Genomic DNA, 19626 nt, shown 5'->3' with positions numbered 1-19626 from the left:
AAATGAAGTTAGGTGGGGATCGGGCTGCCCGTAAATGCCCGATTGGTGAGGGCTGATAATCAGTGGGGGATGAAGAACCCCTCCACTAATTAAAGTTTCACTTTATTATATCAAAGATATGGTTTGAATACCTTTTCGTGATTTTTCCGAATGGCAATCTTCGCCCATCTCATATTTGTCGTAGGGGAAGGCCCTGTAACCCACGTGTGAAATGGTAGTATGCTACCAATGACCATTGCTGAAATAGAGATTGTGGTCGTTAATATAAATAGTAATAGGCTATATAATATTGTGTTTTCTTGCAATGCGAATAAGGAAAGAAATTTTGTACATAGTTGCAAGAAGAAAAAATGAGCTAAATAAGCGCCATACGTGTAATTCCCGATAAAACGTAAAGCTTTATATAAGAAACCACGTCGCTGTACAATTGTAATAGATAACACGTACAGTATCATAATTTCACAAACAATATATAAAAACATGGACGGTTTTAAATAAGTAGAAACCGTTAAATGAATAGAATTGGCGCCGTAAAAACTAAATAACTCATAATTGATGAATAAAAATAAGATGAAAAATAGTATTGTGATAAGCGGAATATGTTTCATGACAAATATACGCCAAGTTTTTAATGATACAGCAGCTATTCCTCCCATGACGAAATAGAATGAGTAGAAGAAGAAGGAACGATCTGTATAATGTAAAATGGTTGAACTAGTCAGTTTCTCTCCATTAAAAATGTAGTGAGAAGAGTACCACATTAAGAAGAAATATAGACAAGCGAAAATGGTCATATATTTATATATGTCTTTTTTATTTTCTGTTCGTTTTTGAAACCAATAAAATAGTGTGCATAGTAACGGGAACAATAAGTGAATTTGGAACATCATAATAACGTACCAAAGATGAGGTGCAGCTGTTCCGAGTAATAAACTTTTTATTCCGCCTTGTAGTGTAATGACATCGTTTGTTGTTAATAGGTAAAGAATAGACCAGAAGAAATAAGGAATGAGTAAATGTGCGGCTTTTTCATAAATATATTCTCTGTAAACGAGTTGCTTCGTATATAGCCGAATTAAATGGAAGCCGACGATAAATATGAATGCAGGTGCTGAAAATTTTGCAAGATTAAATAGCATGCCCATAATGAGGGATTGCTCGAGTAAGACATTTCCTTGATTCATTGTATATAATAAGGAACTTTGCAAAACGACAGCAAGAAATGCAATGCTTTGCAAAACTTTGAATTCTGGTGCGCTTTGAGTCATTGTATCCATCTCCTTTTCCATACATGATTATAGTACGGAGAATGGATAATGGATGTGGAATATTTGTGAAGATTATAACAAAATTGTGGCGGGATGGGATTATATCGACGTTTCGACAAATAACAACAAAAAAGAGGATGCTCCACCGAGCATCCTCTTTCTATATATTAAGCAAATTTATTTTTGATCCAGTTTTTACCTTCTACAAGGCGAGCTGTCATTACGGCACAAGCGTTATCTCCTGTTACGTTTAACACTGTTGCAGGAGGATCGATGATTGTACTAATTGCTGCGATAATTGGCAATGCTTCTGGTGGGAATCCGTATAGAGAAACGATTAACATTTCACCAATCATACCTCCGCCCGGAATAGCACCCATTACTGTTCCTACTAATAGAGAAACAACAAGTGCAATTGCTAATGTTTTCGGTCCTTCGAATTCCATGTTGAAAATACCGAATAAGAAAGCAATTTTTAATACCCCGCCTAAAACAGATCCGTCTTTATGAAGTGTAGATCCAAGAAGGACAACTGTTTCACGAACGTCAGAAGAAATACCCATTTTCTTCGTTGCTTCTAAGTTCGCTGGAATACTTGCGGCACTACTACAAGTTGCAAGTGATGTAACTGTAGGAGAGACCATGTTCTTCCAAAATACTTGTACACCTTGTTTGCGACCTGCAAGGTACGCATAGAATGTAAAGAATACAAAGAAGTAAATAAGAGAAGCTGGATAATATACCATTGCTGCTCGGAAGTAAGTTCCAAGAAGTTGTGGTCCGAATTCACCAACTAATGCTGCGAAGTAGGCAGCTAGTCCGATTGGAGCGTAGTACATAATGAAAGATACGACTTTCATTGAAATTTCTGCACCAGCTTGTAGGAATGTAGCGAATGGTTTCCCTTTTTCACCAACTGCTGAAGTTGCAACCCCCATTAAGATAGAGAAGAAAATAAGAGCTAGCATGTTCTCTCGAGATAGTAACTTTGAAAAGTCTGATACTGTTATGATACCAACAATTTGATCAGCAACACTAACTGCTTTTTCAGCTTTATCAGGCTGCGTTAGTTCTAATACAACACCTTGTGCTGGCGGGAATACTTTCACGATAATAATCATAAAAATAGCAGCTAAAATACTTGTAAATAAGAAAGTTCCAGCCATACTAGATATAATTTTACCGAAACGTTTTAATCCATCCATATTAGCAATAGATGACGCGATGCTAAAGAACACTAACGGTACAACAATCGTAAACATTAAGTTTAAGAAAATGTCACCAAGCGGCTTTAAAGCAACTGCATCGGCACCCATGAAATAACCAATGAAACCACCAATTAGGATAGAAGATAATAAAATAAGCGGAAAGCGATATGCCTTCATAAATATATCCTCCTATCGATTATAAAAAATCATACTGAATTATTATAGCGAGTTAGAGACTTCTTTACTAGGAAAATACGGATAGATGGAATAGCGTGAAAACCGAGAAATTTTTGTTTTTAAGCTCGGCATACAGTTAGAAATCTAGACATATATATTTGTAACCTAGTGGTGGCAAGGGCTACACCATAACTTAGGTTTGGAAAAAGGGGGAGGGGAGCGAGATGAATATTTTACTTTGCTGTGCAGCGGGAATGTCTTCCAGTTTGATTGTTACAAAAATGGAGAAAGCAGCAGAGGCAAGAGGGATACAGGTAAAGATTTGGGCAGTATCAGGTTCAGAAGTGCGAAATCATATTGATACTGCAGATGTACTTTTACTTGGACCGCAAGTACGTTATTTATTACCGAAAATGAAAGAATTATGTAAGGACAAGGGAATACCTGTTGATGTCATTCAATCTGTCCATTACGGGCTTTGTAATGGAGAAGCTATCTTGCAAGCAGCTTTGTTAATGAAACCATGAGGAGTGTGGGATAGATGATAGGGTTTTTAGAGAAATATGTGATGCCAGTGGCAGGGAAGGTTGCAGAACAGAGACATTTGCAAGCGATTCGTGATGGAATTGTTTTAACGATGCCTTTCTTGATTATTGGATCATTTTTCCTTATTATTAGTGCATTACCAATACCAGGATATAATGATTTTATGGCAGGTTTATTTGGTGAGAATTGGCAGAGGGCTTTAGGGTATCCAGTTAGTGCAACTTTTAATATAATGGCTTTAATAGCTGTTTTTGGAATCGCTTACAGACTTGGAGAATATTATAAAGTGGACGCTTTAGCATCCGGAGCATTGTCGCTTGTGACGTTTTTACTTGCAACTCCATTTCAAGTTGCATATATTATACCAAGCACGAAGGAAAGTGTGATTGTAGATGGAGCAATCCCAGCGGCGCTAATGGGAAGCCAAGGTTTATTTGTAGCGATGATTATTGCAATTATATCTACTGAACTTTATCGGTTTATTGTACAAAAAAAGATGATTATAAAGATGCCGGAGACAGTTCCACCAGCTGTGACACGTTCATTTGCGGCACTTGTTCCAGGTTTTATTGTTGTAACGGTTATTTGGATTTTGCGCTTAATTATAGAAAATACTTCTTTTGGCAGTATCCATAATATTGTGGGGCAAATTTTACAGGAACCACTTAGTGTACTTGGTGCTAGTCTTTGGGGCGCAATAATAGCAGTTATTCTCGTTCATGTTCTTTGGTCGTGTGGAATTCATGGTGCTACTATTGTTGGTGGTGTAATGAGCCCCGTTTGGTTGTCGTTAATGGATCAAAACCGAGTTGCTTTCCAAGCAGGGCAAGATGTACCGAATACGATTACTGCACAGTTCTTTGATTTATGGATTTATATGGGCGGTTCTGGTGCAACACTCGCTTTAGTTGTAGGAATGTTACTATTTGCGCGAAGTCAGCAATTAAAAAGTTTAGGGCGATTGTCAATTGCGCCTGGTATTTTTAATATTAATGAAATGGTGACTTTCGGTATGCCGATAGTAATGAACCCGCTTTTACTTATTCCATTTATACTTGTACCAGTTGTGTTAACGGTTGTTTCTTACTTTGCAATGGAATGGGGATGGGTCGCACGTCCGAGCGGAGCGGCTGTACCTTGGACGACACCTATTCTTTTTAGTGGATATTTAGGATCAGGCGGGAAAATTTCAGGTGTTGTTTTACAACTTGTTAACTTTGCACTTGCATTCTTTATTTACTTACCGTTCTTAAAAATATGGGATAAACAAAAAGTAGCGGAAGAAAAGGGGGAGTAAAGAACTAAAATGGATACGATAGAGACGAAAGCTTTTCACTTAATTTTGCATGGTGGTAATGCGAGAAGCTGCTCAATGGAAGCAATTGATTGCGCAAAGCGCGGTGAATTTCAGGAAGCAGAAGCGAAACTACAAGAAGCTTTAAATGAATTGCAAGAGGCGCATCGTTTACAAACAGAGCTCATACAGAAAGAGGCTGCCGGGGAAAAAACCGAAGTTACCCTTTTGATGGTGCATGCGCAAGATCATTTAATGAACGCAATTACGGTGAAGGAATTGGCGAGTGAGTTTGTAGAATTATATAGGAAGATGTCGGTGGATGAATGAACCTTGCTTATGCGAGGTTTTTTTATGTATGTGTCCGTACCATCAGTGGAGTGTTTGTTCCACTGATGGTATTTACAATCCTCCTTTTTACGGATGAGTAAGAGTGATAATTAATCGGCAGTAACAATCTCTCCTGTACCACGAATTAGTTTTTTTATATGCATCTCATTTGGTCTTAATATACTTACGATATAATTAATCGCTATTTGCGGTTCAACGGTCGTACCGCACGTATAACAGTCGATGGCTGCAAAGTTTTTTTCTGGATAAGTGTGAATTGAAAGGTGGCTTTCGGATAGTAAAACTAAAACAGTAACGCCATGCGGATCGAATTCTTTTGTACTTACATTTAAAATATGGGCACCAGAGCAATCTGCAGCGTTAACTAAATGATATTCTAAAAAGTGAACATCATCTAATAGGGAAAAGTCCACTCCCCATAAATCTACTATTATATGCTTACCAAAAGTAGAATATTCCATAGGGTAGCACTCCTTACTATAATATTGTCAAAACTCCATTTCCTTTTTGTAACATTGATGTAGGATAAGATTCGATTCTGAGTTTAAAAGAGCGAGATTACGTTGTTCTAAATATTCTTCTTTAAATTGAAACAAAGGAGAAAGAAGAGAAGGTAATGTTCGAGGAGTTGGTATTACATATAATTGCTCAATTTGATCGAGTACATAGGCAGAATTAGCAGCAATATGAAATCCCCAGTCAGTTCCGAAAGAAGGAACGATTGTATGATAACTTTTCACAGTTAATCCAGCATGTTCAATAGTGTTACCGATGCTCCAATATACTAGAGGTGCATCAGCAGGTGAATTAGATTGGCAGACGAACGCACCATCTTCTGTTAAAAACGTAGCTATACGAGCAAAAAGTTCGCTTGTATATAAAGTACTTAATAACTCTGTCGCTGGATCAGGGAAATCAATGATGATTACATCGTATAAAGATGAAGGTGAATTTAGAAATTCTTTTGCATCGCATACGTGCACGTTCACGCGATTATCAAAAAAAGCGTTTTTGTTTAAAGATACTATTTCTGGAACATTACGTGCCATATTAATCATTGCCTCGTCTAAATCAACAAGGTCTACGTGTAGCACAGTTTCATATTTCAAAACTTCTCGTAAGGCAAGACCATCGCCACCACCTAATATGAGAACACGTTTTGGATCAATTACTTTTGCCATAATCGGATGTACAAGCGCTTCATGATAAATTTGCTCATCAACGGAGCTGAATTGTAGTTGCTTGTCCAAGTATAAGCGAACATCGTTTACTTGGACTAAATTAATATTTTGATAATTACTCTTTTCTTCAAATAAATTCGTATGTTCACCAGCTTGTATTTCCTTTAGAGAAATTTCATCCCACACATCTAAGCTGTGTGAATCTGTGGGTACTATAATTACATTTTCCGATTGTACTTGCTTATCGTCTTCATCCTCGTCGTGTTTGTCAGGTCTGTCTTGTTTATCCTCAGTGTCCTGTCGATCTAGTGTATCCGTGTTGGAATTTAATTCAGAATCCTCTTCTTGTTTATACCATTTATTTTGAACCTGTATTCTATAAATCTTCATTCTATTCTTTTTTCTATGCTTTGGCATTGGAATCCCCTTTCAAAATACTTTATTTTATTCTATTCTATGTAATTTAATAGAGTTTGACTGGACAATAACTAGACGAGTGTCTTGAATAGGTATTTGTTTTGATTTGAGTTGAAATATTATATTTTTTGGTACTATATTTTCACACTTTTAAAAAAATTAGTGTTTTTTTGTTTTAAACACAACTAGACAACTAAACACTAATCTATTTTCATACAGTTATGTGTTAAAAGTGAGGTGTTTTATAACACACTGTGTGTTTTTTGGGGGACACACTGATTGAAAGCGGTAACACACAAAGAAATCACTCGAAAAAACGCTGATTTTAGGTGTTTTGAAAAGTTGGCACGGTAATTGCATTAATAAATAGCGTAAAGAAAAATAAAAAACATAAATTTTTTATACCACACAAGGGGGATTTATAAATGAATATTTTATTATGTTGCTCAGCAGGGATGTCTACAAGTTTACTAGTTACAAAAATGGAAGCGGCCGCAAAAGCTCGCGGTCTAGAAGGAAAGATTTGGGCTGTATCTGGGGATGCAGTAAAAACAAATATCGATCAAGCAGATGTATTATTACTAGGACCACAAGTTCGTTACATGCTTTCTTCAATGAAAACGCTTGCTGATGAGAGAAACGTTGGAATCGACGTTATCAATCCAATGCACTACGGCATGATGAATGGAGAAGCAGTTTTAGATCACGCGTTAACACTTAAAAAATAATTAGGGGGGAAGCGAAATGCAAAAGTTTATTGCATTCATGGAGAAATATATTGTTCCTGTCGCTGGTAAAATCGGATCGCAACGTCACTTAGCTGCGATCCGTGATGGATTTATTGCAGTTATGCCACTTATTTTAGTTGGTGCACTGGCATCACTAATTAATGGTTTTCCGTCTGAAGCTTTCCAAGAGTTCATGAAAGGTTTGTTTGGTGAAACGTGGAAACAAGTTGGCGGTGGAATGTGGACTGGTTCTTTCGCAATTCTAGCACTAATCATAGCATTTACAACAAGTTATAACTTAGCAAAATCTTACGGCGTTGATGGTTTGTCAGCAGGTATTATTTCATTTGGTGCGTTAATTATTCTTACGCCAACAACACCGAAAGAAGGCGGATTGAACTTAGCTTGGACAGGGGCACAAGGGCTATTCGTAGCAATTATCGTGGCACTCCTTGTTACTGAGGTATTCCGTTTCTTTGTACAAAGAAACATTACTTTTAAAATGCCTGATGGAGTACCGCCAGCAGTTTTAAGATCTTTCGCAGCTATAGTTCCAGCATTTGTTATCTTAACAGTAGTTGCAGGTATTCAATTAGCAGTGAAATTAGCTGGTACAAGTGTTCATGAATTTATCTTTAATACGATTCAATCACCACTGCAAAGTTTAGCAGGGACATTACCAAGTGCAATTGTCATTGTACTCCTTGTTCATCTTCTTTGGTTCTTCGGTTTACATGGGCCAAATATCGTTGGTGGTATTATTGAGCCATTATACTTACCGGCATTAGAGAAAAATATGAAGTTATTCCAAGGTGGTACATCTGCATTTGATGTTCCAAACATTATTACAAAACCATTCTTTGATACTTTCGTATATCTTGGTGGTTCTGGTGCAACATTAGCGTTCTTAGTGGTCGTATTACTTGTAGCAAAAAGTGCACAATTACGCGGTGTATCTCGCTTATCAATTGGACCAGGTGCATTCAATATTAACGAACCAGTAATCTTTGGTACACCAATTATTTTAAATCCAATTTTATTCTTACCGTTTATCCTAACACCAATTGTATTAGTAATTACTTCTTATACAGCTATATCTATTGGGTGGGTACCAAAAACAGTTGTGATGATTCCATGGGCAACACCACCAATTATTAGTGGTTATCTTGTAACAGGTGGACATCTTTCAGGTGCAATTCTACAGTTATTCAACTTTGTAATTGCGATGGTAATCTACTATCCATTCGTTGTATTATCTGACCGTTCTGTTGTTCGTACTGAAAAAGCAGCAGCACAAGGAAATAACAACTCTGTACCTATGTAACATAGTAATTGTTCTCACAGGTAACATTATCTGTGAGAACAATTACCTTTATATCATGTTCAGAAAGATGAGACCCATCTACAAGAACACCAAACTATCATTAATAAAATAATAATTTAATAGAAATGTTCAAACTGAAGGGGTATTTAAATCGGTTGAACCATAATAGAGAGGGCGGTAATTATGATGACTACAGCAGAACAAATTCCATTCCAATTAATTTTAAATAGTGGTAATGCACGAAGCTTTGCGATGGAGGCACTTCAATTTGCCAAACAGGGGAAAATGGCAGAGGCTGATGAAGCGATGGTAAAGGCGAAAGAAGCGATTAATGAAGCGCATCATTTCCAAACAGAGCTCATACAATCAGAAGCAAGAGGAGAAAAAACAGAGATTAGTATTCTTTTAATTCATGCACAAGATCATTTAATGAATGCGATTACAGTAAAAGAATTAGCAGCAGAATTTATTGACCTTTATAAAAAGTTAGAAGCGAAAGGGGAATAAAGCATGACTGGAATTAAAATTGCTACAATCGGCGGTGGATCTAGTTATACACCAGAGTTAATTGAAGGATTTATTAAGCGTTATGATGAGCTTCCTGTTCGTGAAATTTGGTTAGTAGATATTGAGGCAGGAAAAGAGAAGTTAGAAATCGTTGGTGACTTAGCGAAACGTATGGTGAAAAAATCAGGTTTACCAATTGATATTCATTTAACACTTGATCGCCGTGAAGCATTAAAAGATGCTGACTTCGTAACAACGCAGCTTCGCGTTGGTTTGTTAGAAGCACGTGCAAAAGATGAAGCAATTCCATTAAAATATGATGTAATTGGTCAGGAAACGAATGGTCCTGGTGGTTTGTTCAAAGCGCTGAGAACGATTCCTGTTATTTTAGATATTTGTAAGGACATGGAGGAACTTTGTCCGAATGCATGGTTAATTAACTTTGCGAATCCGGCTGGTATGGTAACAGAAGCTGTACTTCGCTACACGAACATTCAACGAGTAGTTGGTCTATGTAACGTTCCAATCGGAATTCGTATGGGTCTTGCAAGATTACTTGAAGTAGATGCAAGCCGGGTACACGTTGATTTCGCTGGTTTAAATCATATGGTATACGGATTAGATGTATACTTGGATGGCGTAAGCGTAATGGATCGTGTATTAGAACTTGTAACAGATCCAGAAAAGCAAATTACGATGGAAAACATTGCTGCGCTTAACTGGGAGCCAGACTTTATTCGCGGTCTTCGTGCAATTCCGTGTCCATATCATCGTTACTACTATAAAACACGTGAAATGTTGGAAGAAGAGAAGGCAGCTTCGATTGAAAAAGGTACACGTGCAGAAGTAGTAAAACAATTAGAAGATGATTTATTCGAGCTATATAAAGACCCGAATTTAGATATTAAGCCACCACAATTAGAAAAGCGCGGCGGAGCTTATTATAGTGACGCAGCATGTAGCTTAATTACGTCTATTTACAATAATAAAGGTGATATCCAGCCTGTTAATACACGAAACAACGGAACAATTGCAAGCTTGCCACATGATTCGGCTGTTGAAGTGAACTGTATTATTACGAAAGAAGGTCCAAAACCAATTGCGGTCGGAGATCTTCCAGTACCAGTTCGTGGTTTAGTACAGCAAATTAAATCATTTGAGCGCACAACAATTGAAGCTGCTGTTACAGGGGATTATCATAAGGCGCTGCTTGCTATGACAATTAACCCACTTGTACCATCAGATAAAGTTGCAAAACAAATTTTAGATGAAATGTTGGAAGCACATAAAGAACATCTTCCACAATTCTTTAAGAAGATAGAGAAATAAGAAGCGGCGCTGTTTAGCCCGCTTTTTTTAATTCTAGTAGGAGGTATTGCGATGATTAAACTAATTGTAAATGCAGATGATTTCGGTCTTACGGAAGGTACAAATTACGGAATTATTGATGGACATAAAAACGGGATTGTAAATTCAACGACGATGATGATGAATATGCCAGGGACAGAGCATGCCGTACGCTTAGCGAAAGAGTATAAAACGTTAGGGATAGGAGTTCATCTCGTATTAACGGCAGGAGAACCGCTTCTTAAAGACGTTCCATCACTTGTAAGTAGCGATGGATTTTTTCATAAACAAAGTGTTGTATGGGAAGGAAATATAAATCCAGAAGAGGTAGAAAAAGAATGGACTGCTCAAATTGAGAAGTTTTTATCTTACGAATTAACACCAACTCATTTAGATAGTCATCATCACGTGCATGGATTACCGCTTTTACACGACGTTCTTGAGAGATTAGCAAGTAAATATAATGTTCCAATTCGTCGTTGTGAAGAAGAGCGAGCGGTGCGCCCATTTTCAGATGTGTTTTACAGTGACTTTTACGCTGACGGTGTGACGGAAGATTACTTTGTGAAGTTAAAGGAAAGAGTGCAGGACGAGCAAACGGTAGAAATTATGGTGCATCCAGCTTATATTGACCCAGAGCTTGTGAAACGTTCTTCTTACGTAATGGATCGCGTGAAAGAGTTGCGTATTTTAACGGAGAGTGAGCTGCCTGAGGGAATGGAGCTTGTGAAGTTTTAATAGGAAAACGACGGCTAAATGGGGCCGTCGTTTTTTGTGCTTACAAAATGGATAGAACATATCCACCGAAGGCCCCGATTATAACGATAATCCAAGGTGGTGTTTTCCAAAAAGCGAGTAAGCAAAATAGAAGAGAAGCAAAAACGAAATCTACAGAATTCATAATTGTACTCGTCCAAATTGGATCATAAAAAGCTGCAAGTAAAACGCCGACAACGGCTGCGTTTACTCCAAGTAGTGCACCTTGTATGTAAGATACTCTCCTTACACTGTCCCAAAATGGTAAAACGCCAACAACGAGCAGGAAGGCAGGAAGAAAGATAGCGATCGTTGCAACAACTGCTCCGGCGGTTCCATTTAGCACTGCTCCTATATAAGAAGCGAATGTAAATAGTGGGCCTGGCACTGCTTGTGTTAATCCGTATCCAGCAAGAAATTGTTCTTTTGTCATCATCCCGTTTTGTACAAACTCACTTTCAAGAAGAGGAAGTACGACATGCCCTCCGCCAAATACAAGTGCACCAGAGCGATAGAAGCTGTCAAATAAAGAGATGAAATAAGAGTATGGTCGTAACATCGGTAACAGTATTAATAGTCCGAAGAATAAGACGAGACAAGATATGGCTACCATTTTTGAAATAGGTACGTTTATTTTATGAGCTTGGCTAACTGGCTGACCACGATATAAAAACCAACCGATGAAACCAGATACTATAATGAGAATTACTTGTGTCCAGCTACTTGGCCATAATAGGGCGATTGCGGCAGTTGCAATTGCGATTGTTGCACGGTTTCGGTCTGGTGTTAACTTTTGAGCCATTCCCCATATTGCATGAGCGACAATTGCGACCGCTACAAGTTTCAGTCCGTGAATCCAGCCAGTACTTCCAAGCTCGAATTGGTTAAGAAATGAAGCGAAGAAAACTAAAACGAGCACAGATGGGAGAGTGAATCCGATCCATGAAATAATGGCTCCTAATAATCCGCCGCGCAATAAGCCAACTCCCATACCGACTTGGCTGCTAGCAGGGCCAGGAAGGAATTGACATAGCGCTACTAAGTCTCCGTAACTTCGTTCATCCATCCATTTTCTTTTTTGCACGTATTCATGATGAAAATAACCAAGATGGGCGACGGGACCACCAAATGAAGTAAGTCCTAATTTAAATGATACGAGAAAAATCTCTATTAATGATTGGAAAGAGTAGTTATTATTTTTCAAAATTTCCTCCTAGACTGTTTTTCTAAGTGCATTATACAAGAGGGAGTAAAGCAAAAGAAACGATTTTAATGTAAAGATTGTGTGAATCTTTTCTTCGTAATTAAAATTTGAAAAAGTCATAAATGATTATGTCTAAACCATAAAGTAGTAGAAGTAGTGCTGGGAAATTTATATGAGGAGAATGCCCGTATGACAACACATTTCTTTGCTAGGTTAACAGGGAAGAGGGAAGTACCTCCTGTAAATACAGAAGCTTACGGTGTAACAGAGCTCATTTTTAGTGAAGATTTAAAGAAGTTGCAATATCGGGTCATATTAAAAAATATAAAAAAAATCACGTCATGCCAAATTCATTTAGGAAAAGCGAATCAAATTGGTCCAGTTATTTTAAGTTTGTTTGGTCCGTTAGAGCAAGGAATTAGTGTGAATGAAGGAGTCGTTACTGGTGTAGCTAGAGTAGAGGATTTTGAAGGGCCTTTACAGGGGAGAGCATTTGACAGCTTGTTTCAAGAAATAATGCAGGCAAATGTATATGTAAATGTTAATACGAAATCTAATAAAAAGGGAGAAATAAGGGGGAGAATAAGGGAAGTAAAGAAGTAAGCGAAAAGGCTGTCCAAAAAACATTTTGGAACAGCCTTTTCTAATTATATAGAGTGCTACAATATCGCCTAGTTTAATTTTTTACAGGCTGATTTTTAATGAAGAAGTCCATTATATAAAATACTTCGTCATCTGGGATTTGTATTTCAAATGTATTTTCAATAGGTTGCAATGCTTTTTTCACTTTCATATACATCCAGTACTCATCTTGTCTTCGTTTCTCTTTATCAGGATGAGGGAGGAGACTTTCACCTTTTTGAAGACGGTCAACCATGCAGCTCATATGCAAAATCACACCCATTAAACTGTCGGGAGTTAGCTGTAAAGAAATCAATTCTTGAATTGTATTTAATGCATAACGAATTGTTTTAATAAGTAATGCTCCATCGTTACGCTGCATTTGTTGTTCAAGAATATCAGCCATTTTTGCATATGTTTCTTCATACGTAATCAATTCTTGAATTGGTTGAATAGCTGTGTAGTTCACAATGTCTTGGAAATGATATGTTAAGCAAGGTATTTGCATATCGAAATTCGTGACGATACAAATGATATTACGCTCTTTTTTTATGTTCTCGATCATTTTCGTTAAATCTTTTTCATGAACGATGCTAATCGGAATAATTTCAATTAAGTCTTTATCAAAGCGTAAATAGTTCTCTAACATTTTTTGAATTGCTAAAGCACTTCCTTCGCCGGTTAAACAAGCTGTTAAAATCACGGATTTCATTGGCGATAGTGGCTTTTTCTTTTCTTCCTGTACGTTTAAATAGAACGGCGTTAAGTTCTTAACTGTTTCGTATAGTGCATCTAATGAATAGCCAAGCTGAGCTTTTCGAGCTGCTTCTAGTGCGTGTGGTGTACTCGTCATGGAAAGAACACGTACAGGGATTTTGAATTCAGTTTCTAATATATCACCAATATAAGCGAGAGATCCCATATCAACAAGTAAGAGAAGCCCGTTTACATTTTGAAGTGTTTTCATATACACTTTAACACGCTCTAAGAAGTCTTTTGGTGATTCATGCAAGGGCATATCGATACCAGTTACTTCATCAATACCGAGAAGTTCGTTTGCAACGTTTGCCATTTCTGTTGCGATGCCATTACCGTGTGCTAATATTAATACTTTTACTTCTGTTTGTGAGGCAGGAATTGGATCAACAACGAAGAACATTGTTAAAAAGCCAGCTTCATCAATAGGTATTGTTATTTGTAATTCTTCTTCTAATAGCTGAATACATTGCATAGCTACGGAAAAAGCTTCTTTATATTTCGTACGAATTTGATTTAATTGTGGGTGGTGAATTTGTTTCCCGCCCTGTAAACGTTGTAGAGTTGTCTGTACATGTAAACTTAAAGCGAGAAATACTTTTTCATCGAAAGTTTTAGATAAATATTTTTCAGCTAGTTCCGCAATTTTTTCACATACGGAAACGATATTACGATCCACAATTTTAAAAACATTTTCATGACTTGTTTTTTTAGATATTTGGTTAAAGTATTGGACGAAAAAGCTTTGAATATCATTTTCTATTAGTAATTCTAATTCTTCCTCTTCAATGCCGCGTGCTTGAAGTTCTTCATATTTATAATCAATATAATCGTAAATAGAAGAGCGACTTCCTTCGGGTTTTATTGTATGTTTACTCCAACCTTCATCACCTGTAAATACAAATGTTTCATTTGGTATTTGATATAGATGACGGCTCTTTCTTTCAATAAATAATCCTTCTTTCATATACCAAGGTAAATCTGTACTTGAAACACAGACAGAATCACGTTTTTTTGTTACGAAATCAGAATAAGCTTTCGCACAGGCGATTTGTACGTCCGTTTTCAATTGGCCGATGTTATTTGGACAATTGTAAAAGACGAAAGCACGCATTGTATTTGGACTAACATGAATCTCTTTCCTTAGACGAATTGCTTCATTTGTGAAAAATAGCTGTAGTAAAGCAAACCGTTCTTTATGTGTTCGCTCACGAAGTGGTGGAAGCGTAACGGTCATCGGAATACGTCTTGTAAATGTTTTTAACAAAAATGAATTCGGTTCTTCGGTTGTTGCAGTAATAATCAACACTCGTGCCTTACGTTCATTTTCCGTTTCTCCAAGGCGGCGGTATACTCCGCGATCAATAAATGTGAAGAGCATCTCTTGTCCTTCTGGAGGAAGGCGATGTACTTCATCTAAGAAGAGGATTCCTTCATGTGCTTTTTCAATTAACCCTTTTTGATCACTGGCACCTGTGTAAGCTCCTTTTTTTATCCCAAATAACTGTCCAAGTAGTAGTTGTGGATTGTTTGCATAATCAGCACAGTTAAAGACGATAAAAGGTGCATCTTTTGGAAGTTGTTCCACTTCAATTGCGTATTCGTGCATTAAAGAAGCGAACATCGATTTTCCGACACCTGTTTCTCCAAGTAGTAAAGTATGCATACCGTTTGGAGGATAAAGAATAGAAGCTTTTGCTTTTTCAATTGCAATTTTTAGGCTTGTATTTTCAATAGCAAATGTATCTAATGAAGTGCCCTTTGTTGAATGCGTTTCCAATGAAGTGTTCGTTTCTATATAAAAACGGACAGGGCGTGTACTCGTTTTTAATAAACGATTATCTTTCACAAGCTTGTTTAAATCGCTACTAACATTTGCACGGTCTAGCTGTAGAAGTGTAGCGAGTTCTGATGCTGTTATACCTTCTGTATAATTCCCTTTTTGTATTGCGTTAAAAATGAGATCTATTCGTTTCATTTCTATTCACCTCGAAACTTCATCACTATTTAAAATTCTACACAAAAATGAGAAGTGTGGGAAGAGAAAAATAAAACAGCTTTAGTACATAGGCACTAAAGCTGTTACAATCTTGTGTCTTTCCAAAAATTCACTTCGAGATGGGAAGATGGATTGTAGGGAAGTAGTTTATATCCTTGTGAGTGTAAATAATCAATTACTTTTGGGAGTATTTGCACTGTGACACTAGAATCATGCATTAAAATAACCTCTACTTGTTCATCGCTTTGATTTCGTACCCTTTCTAGTATTGCGGAAGGATTATCATAGCTTTTCCAGTCATATGTATCAATTGTCCAATCCCACATTTTATACTGGGCAGATACGAGTGCATCACGGTAATTCTTTTTTAAGTAAGGCATGCTACCGTATGGGACCCGAACGAGATGTGTATTTAAATGTGTAACTTGCTGGACAATGTTTTGGGTTTGCTCCATTTCTGCAATTAAAACAGATGGATCGCCAGTATAAAGACGTTTTACATCATGCGACATACTATGGAGACCGATATAATGTCCATCTTTAATCAATCGCTCCATCGTTTTTTTATAATGTGGCACCTTTCCGCCAATAACGAAGAAAGTTGCTTTTCCGTTCTTCTCTTTTAAAATATTTAAAATTTGTGGTGTGTATTTATTTGGTCCGTCATCAAATGTTAAGTACGCAATTTTTGTTGTAGGAGAGGTAGTTTGAATACTTTGGTAATCTTTTACTTGAATGTCTGTAGTTGCTTTTGTATTCGATGATGCGTACATAGTAATAGTTAAAAATAAAATTATACATTGAAGTAATCGCTTGATCATAACATTCACCCTCAGTTTGACAATCAAGATGTAAAAATGAAAATTTGATACTTTTTTCGTTATACGTATATCTTTCTCCAATAGAGGCACTCTCAAACAATCTATATTTTGGAAATGGGGAATAAGGATTAAAAAATAAAAAATAGCATCCTCTTATGAAAAGAGGATGCTATTTGAATATTTCATAATAGTAAAGGCTATACTACAATTAGTCTTCGCGTTTTTTCACTTTTTTATAGAAGGAAATAATTGGTTTGTAACGTTCGTGTACAAGACCGATTACTTCAGCAATGATTTCTGTAAAGAAGATTAAAATGAAAAGAAGAATAATGGATAACCATAATGTTGCACTACTGAAAATAATTGCATTTACACTAAAGAAAATACCCAATGCGTAAATAATTAGTACCGTTTTACGATGAGAGAATCCCATTGCAAGCAAACGGTGATGTAAATGCGATTTATCAGGTGCTGAAATAGGCTTTTTATTTACGATACGGCGGATAATTGCAAATGTCGTATCGAATATAGGTACACCTAAAATGATGATTGGAACGATAAAACTGAATAACGTTACGCTTTTGTATAATCCAAGTAACGATATAACAGAAATACAGTATCCTAAAAATAGTGCTCCTGTATCTCCCATGAAAATTTTTGCTGGATGGAAGTTGTAGAATAAAAATCCAATTGTACTTGCTAATGTAATCAGTGCTAGAGGTAATATAATAGCTGCTCCAGTACCCCATGGGCTAGTGAAGGCCATATATGCTAGCGTTGCAAGTACGATAGATGAAATCCCTGCGGATAATCCATCTAATCCATCAATTAAGTTGATGGCATTTGTAATACCTACAATCCAAAATACAGTAATTGGATAAGCAAGCCATCCGAGTTCAGTATCTCCAAGAATTGGAATATATAATACTTGCACTAATAATCCACTTTTTACAATCATGATGGCAACTAATAGTTGTCCACCGAATTTTACCTTCGCAGATAGTTCGTACATATCATCTAAAATCCCGATGATAACAATGATGATAGCACCTAAAGTTATCGATAACATTCTTTGTTCGTACAATCCACCGACAACAAATCCTACGGCTACACCGATGAAAATTGCTAACCCGCCAAGACGAGGCATAATTTTTTGGTGTACTTTACGCGCATTTGGCTTGTCTGTTGCTCCTATTTTGAAAGCTAATTTAATAACTAAAGGAGTAACGACGAGTACAGTGATGAAAGATGCCAAAATGGCATAAATCACTTGTGAGTCCATTAATACCCCACCCTTTATAGTTTAACGTAATTTTTCTAATTGTATTTATCTGAAAATTATGATGTTTATTTACAGGCTCATAACATATGGTATCACAAAAAGATTAGAATTCAATCTTTTTTTCTTTCGGCTGTAAAGGGGAGTGAATAGAATATATGACAATTGGATATGGAATGTTGTGTCCTTAGAGAAGGTTGATCTCATATTGTGGCTTGTAATGTGACATTGTACTTCCCTCTCATATAGCGATGACTTTTGTTTCAGTATTATAAGTGTTGCACGTAAAATTGAGTAAGTTCCGTGTTAAAATGTGGGAATTTACATTTTGTATATATTGCATCATTTAACTTTACAAAATCTTAAAAAATAATAAAAAAACAATTCATATAATAAAGAAGTGAAAGAGTTTTCTCATTTTTAGTGTGAGAGGGGGAAGCACAGGGAGAATTCTGTGTATTCGTATATTTTCTTATGTATATTCCTGTGCGAAAGGAAAATGAAAATTACGATAATAGGTACCGGATATGTTGGATTGATTACGGGAGTAGGATTGGCGAGATTGGGACATTCAGTCACATGTTTCGATATAAATAGTGAAAAAATTGAACGGATTAAACAAGGCGAGTTACCTATTTATGAATGTGGATTAAGTGAATTAATAAATGAAGCATACGAGAATAATCATTTAACTTTTACAGCAAGTAAATCAACGGCATTTAATGATGTAGAGTTTATATTTATTGCAGTTGGAACGCCATCTTTATTAGATGGAACAGCAGATTTAACGTATATTCGTAGCGCTTGTGATGATATTGGAATATATGTGAATAACGATATTATTGTTGTTACGAAAAGTACGGTTCCTGTAGGGACAAATGATGTAATGAGAGAATGGATTGAGGATAAACTACAAGGTAGACATGAATTATATATTGTATCGAATCCAGAGTTTTTAAGAGAAGGTTCTGGTATTTATGATTTTTTTCATGGTGATCGTATCGTAATTGGAGCATGTAGTGAAGAAGCTGCAAGGAAAGTAGAGAATTTGTACAGTAAATTAAGCTTACAAACGTATATTACAGATATTCGAAGTGCTGAGATGATTAAATATGCATCTAATGCTTTTTTAGCTACGAAGATTAGTTTTATTAATGAAATTTCTAATATATGTGAGCAAGTGGGTGCAGATATAGTAGATGTAGCTACAGGGATGGGGATGGATAAGAGAATTGGTGCATCTTTTTTAAATGCAGGCATCGGATATGGAGGATCTTGTTTTCCAAAAGATACGAAAGCACTTGTGCAAATTGCAGGGAATGTTTCTCATGATTTTCGCTTGTTGAAAGCAGTCATTGAAGTGAATAATAAACAACAGTTGTTGTTAGTTGAAAAAGCGAAGAAAATTATAGATATGAAGAAGAAGCGAATTGCGGTTCTTGGTGCAGCATTCAAACCGAATACTGACGATATTAGGGAAGCGCCATCTCTTATTATAATAGAGGAATTAATTAATATAGGTGCGGATGTGGTTTTATATGACCCGCAAGCTATTCAAAATGTAAGAAGTTTATTTGGAAATACGATACACTGAGTGTATAGATGAATCGATTAGAGAGGCGCATGCAGTTTTTATCGTAACAGAATGGGAATCAATTCGAAATTATCCGCTAGAAAAGTATGCACAGCTTATGAGGGAACCTATTCTATTTGATGGGAGAAATTGTTATACTAATGGGGATGCCGAGAAGCATGGATTAGATTATTACTCAGTTGGGCGAAAAGGCGCCTGTAATAGTAATGTTTCTCAGGTGCGTTAAAAAGTGTATTTTCACATGCATA

The 19626-nt window shown here is 36.6% G+C and carries 17 protein-coding genes and 1 pseudogene; 10 read left to right on the top strand and 8 right to left on the bottom strand.

Annotated features, from left to right (window positions below):
- Positions 1-110: 110 nt before the first annotated feature.
- Together MHH59_RS26045 and MHH59_RS26040 are read right to left on the bottom strand one after the other, a co-directional pair.
- On the bottom strand, positions 111-1268 hold the full coding sequence (locus MHH59_RS26045) for an acyltransferase (protein WP_002167377.1): 1158 nt from the start codon (positions 1266-1268) through the stop codon (positions 111-113).
- Positions 1269-1435: 167 nt separating this feature from the next.
- Positions 1436-2653, bottom strand: a complete 1218-nt coding sequence (locus tag MHH59_RS26040) for a dicarboxylate/amino acid:cation symporter (protein ID WP_340852741.1) — start codon at positions 2651-2653, stop codon at positions 1436-1438.
- A gap of 224 nt (positions 2654-2877) precedes the next feature.
- Here MHH59_RS26040 and MHH59_RS26035 point away from each other — a divergent pair, with 224 nt between their 5' ends.
- From MHH59_RS26035 to MHH59_RS26025, 3 genes are read left to right on the top strand one after another with little or no spacing between them, the layout of a single operon-like run.
- Complete coding sequence (locus tag MHH59_RS26035; RefSeq protein ID WP_002016166.1) at positions 2878-3180, top strand: PTS sugar transporter subunit IIB; 303 nt, start codon at positions 2878-2880, stop codon at positions 3178-3180.
- Between the two features lie 14 nt (positions 3181-3194).
- A complete protein-coding gene (gene celB / locus MHH59_RS26030; protein WP_002016164.1) occupies positions 3195-4496 on the top strand; it encodes a PTS cellobiose transporter subunit IIC in 1302 nt (433 codons plus the stop codon).
- Between the two features lie 9 nt (positions 4497-4505).
- Positions 4506-4823 carry a PTS lactose/cellobiose transporter subunit IIA gene (locus MHH59_RS26025; RefSeq protein ID WP_002016162.1) on the top strand — a complete coding sequence of 106 codons (318 nt, stop codon included), beginning with the start codon at positions 4506-4508 and terminating at the stop codon, positions 4821-4823.
- A 110-nt stretch (positions 4824-4933) separates the two neighbouring features.
- Here MHH59_RS26025 and speD read toward each other — a convergent pair whose 3' ends face one another.
- Both speD and MHH59_RS26015 read right to left on the bottom strand, forming a co-directional pair.
- On the bottom strand, positions 4934-5305 hold the full coding sequence (gene speD / locus MHH59_RS26020) for an adenosylmethionine decarboxylase (protein ID WP_201053364.1): 372 nt from the start codon (positions 5303-5305) through the stop codon (positions 4934-4936).
- Between the two features lie 27 nt (positions 5306-5332).
- The gene (locus MHH59_RS26015) at positions 5333-6442 is read right to left on the bottom strand and encodes a polyamine aminopropyltransferase (protein WP_078184837.1); all 1110 of its coding nucleotides are present in this window, start codon (positions 6440-6442) and stop codon (positions 5333-5335) included.
- A 425-nt stretch (positions 6443-6867) separates the two neighbouring features.
- Between MHH59_RS26015 and MHH59_RS26010 the strand changes: the two genes are divergently transcribed.
- The 5 genes from MHH59_RS26010 (at position 6868) to chbG (ending at position 11086) form a co-directional block, all read left to right on the top strand.
- Positions 6868-7170 (top strand): PTS sugar transporter subunit IIB, encoded by a 303-nt coding sequence (locus MHH59_RS26010; protein ID WP_001023569.1) that lies wholly within the window; start codon positions 6868-6870, stop codon positions 7168-7170.
- 16 nt (positions 7171-7186) lie between these two features.
- Positions 7187-8494 carry a PTS cellobiose transporter subunit IIC gene (celB, locus tag MHH59_RS26005; RefSeq protein WP_001168832.1) on the top strand — a complete coding sequence of 436 codons (1308 nt, stop codon included), beginning with the start codon at positions 7187-7189 and terminating at the stop codon, positions 8492-8494.
- 183 nt (positions 8495-8677) lie between these two features.
- The gene (locus MHH59_RS26000; protein WP_340852733.1) at positions 8678-9001 is read left to right on the top strand and encodes a PTS lactose/cellobiose transporter subunit IIA; all 324 of its coding nucleotides are present in this window, start codon (positions 8678-8680) and stop codon (positions 8999-9001) included.
- Between the two features lie 3 nt (positions 9002-9004).
- On the top strand, positions 9005-10330 hold the full coding sequence (celF, locus tag MHH59_RS25995) for a 6-phospho-beta-glucosidase (RefSeq protein WP_002034744.1): 1326 nt from the start codon (positions 9005-9007) through the stop codon (positions 10328-10330).
- Between the two features lie 51 nt (positions 10331-10381).
- Positions 10382-11086, top strand: coding sequence for a chitin disaccharide deacetylase (chbG, locus tag MHH59_RS25990; RefSeq protein ID WP_147739999.1), 705 nt, complete (start codon positions 10382-10384; stop codon positions 11084-11086).
- A 40-nt stretch (positions 11087-11126) separates the two neighbouring features.
- On the opposite strand, the gene MHH59_RS25985 is transcribed toward chbG, so the two are convergent.
- Complete coding sequence (locus MHH59_RS25985; RefSeq protein ID WP_340852729.1) at positions 11127-12308, bottom strand: chromate transporter; 1182 nt, start codon at positions 12306-12308, stop codon at positions 11127-11129.
- A gap of 189 nt (positions 12309-12497) precedes the next feature.
- Between MHH59_RS25985 and exsM the strand changes: the two genes are divergently transcribed.
- Positions 12498-12911: an exosporium regulatory protein ExsM gene (gene exsM, locus MHH59_RS25980; protein ID WP_002166452.1), complete on the top strand. Its 414-nt coding sequence runs from the start codon at positions 12498-12500 to the stop codon at positions 12909-12911.
- A 73-nt stretch (positions 12912-12984) separates the two neighbouring features.
- On the opposite strand, the gene MHH59_RS25975 is transcribed toward exsM, so the two are convergent.
- The 3 genes from MHH59_RS25975 to MHH59_RS25965 form a co-directional block, all read right to left on the bottom strand.
- Positions 12985-15663: a PRD domain-containing protein gene (locus MHH59_RS25975; RefSeq protein ID WP_002034748.1), complete on the bottom strand. Its 2679-nt coding sequence runs from the start codon at positions 15661-15663 to the stop codon at positions 12985-12987.
- A gap of 104 nt (positions 15664-15767) precedes the next feature.
- The gene (locus MHH59_RS25970; protein ID WP_002129943.1) at positions 15768-16505 is read right to left on the bottom strand and encodes a polysaccharide deacetylase family protein; all 738 of its coding nucleotides are present in this window, start codon (positions 16503-16505) and stop codon (positions 15768-15770) included.
- 208 nt (positions 16506-16713) lie between these two features.
- Positions 16714-17787, bottom strand: coding sequence for a glycosyltransferase family 4 protein (locus MHH59_RS25965; protein ID WP_000378307.1), 1074 nt, complete (start codon positions 17785-17787; stop codon positions 16714-16716).
- A gap of 451 nt (positions 17788-18238) precedes the next feature.
- On the opposite strand from MHH59_RS25965, the pseudogene MHH59_RS25960 reads away from it, so the two are divergent.
- A pseudogene (locus tag MHH59_RS25960) lies at positions 18239-19604 on the top strand (UDP-glucose dehydrogenase family protein).
- Positions 19605-19626 lie beyond the last annotated feature (22 nt).

The organism is Bacillus sp. FSL E2-0195 (assembly GCF_038003645.1).
GTDB classification, from domain to species: Bacteria; Bacillota; Bacilli; order Bacillales; family Bacillaceae_G; genus Bacillus_A; species Bacillus_A mycoides.
Note: the sequence above shows the minus strand (reverse complement) of the source record. Positions and strands in the feature narration are given on the sequence as shown.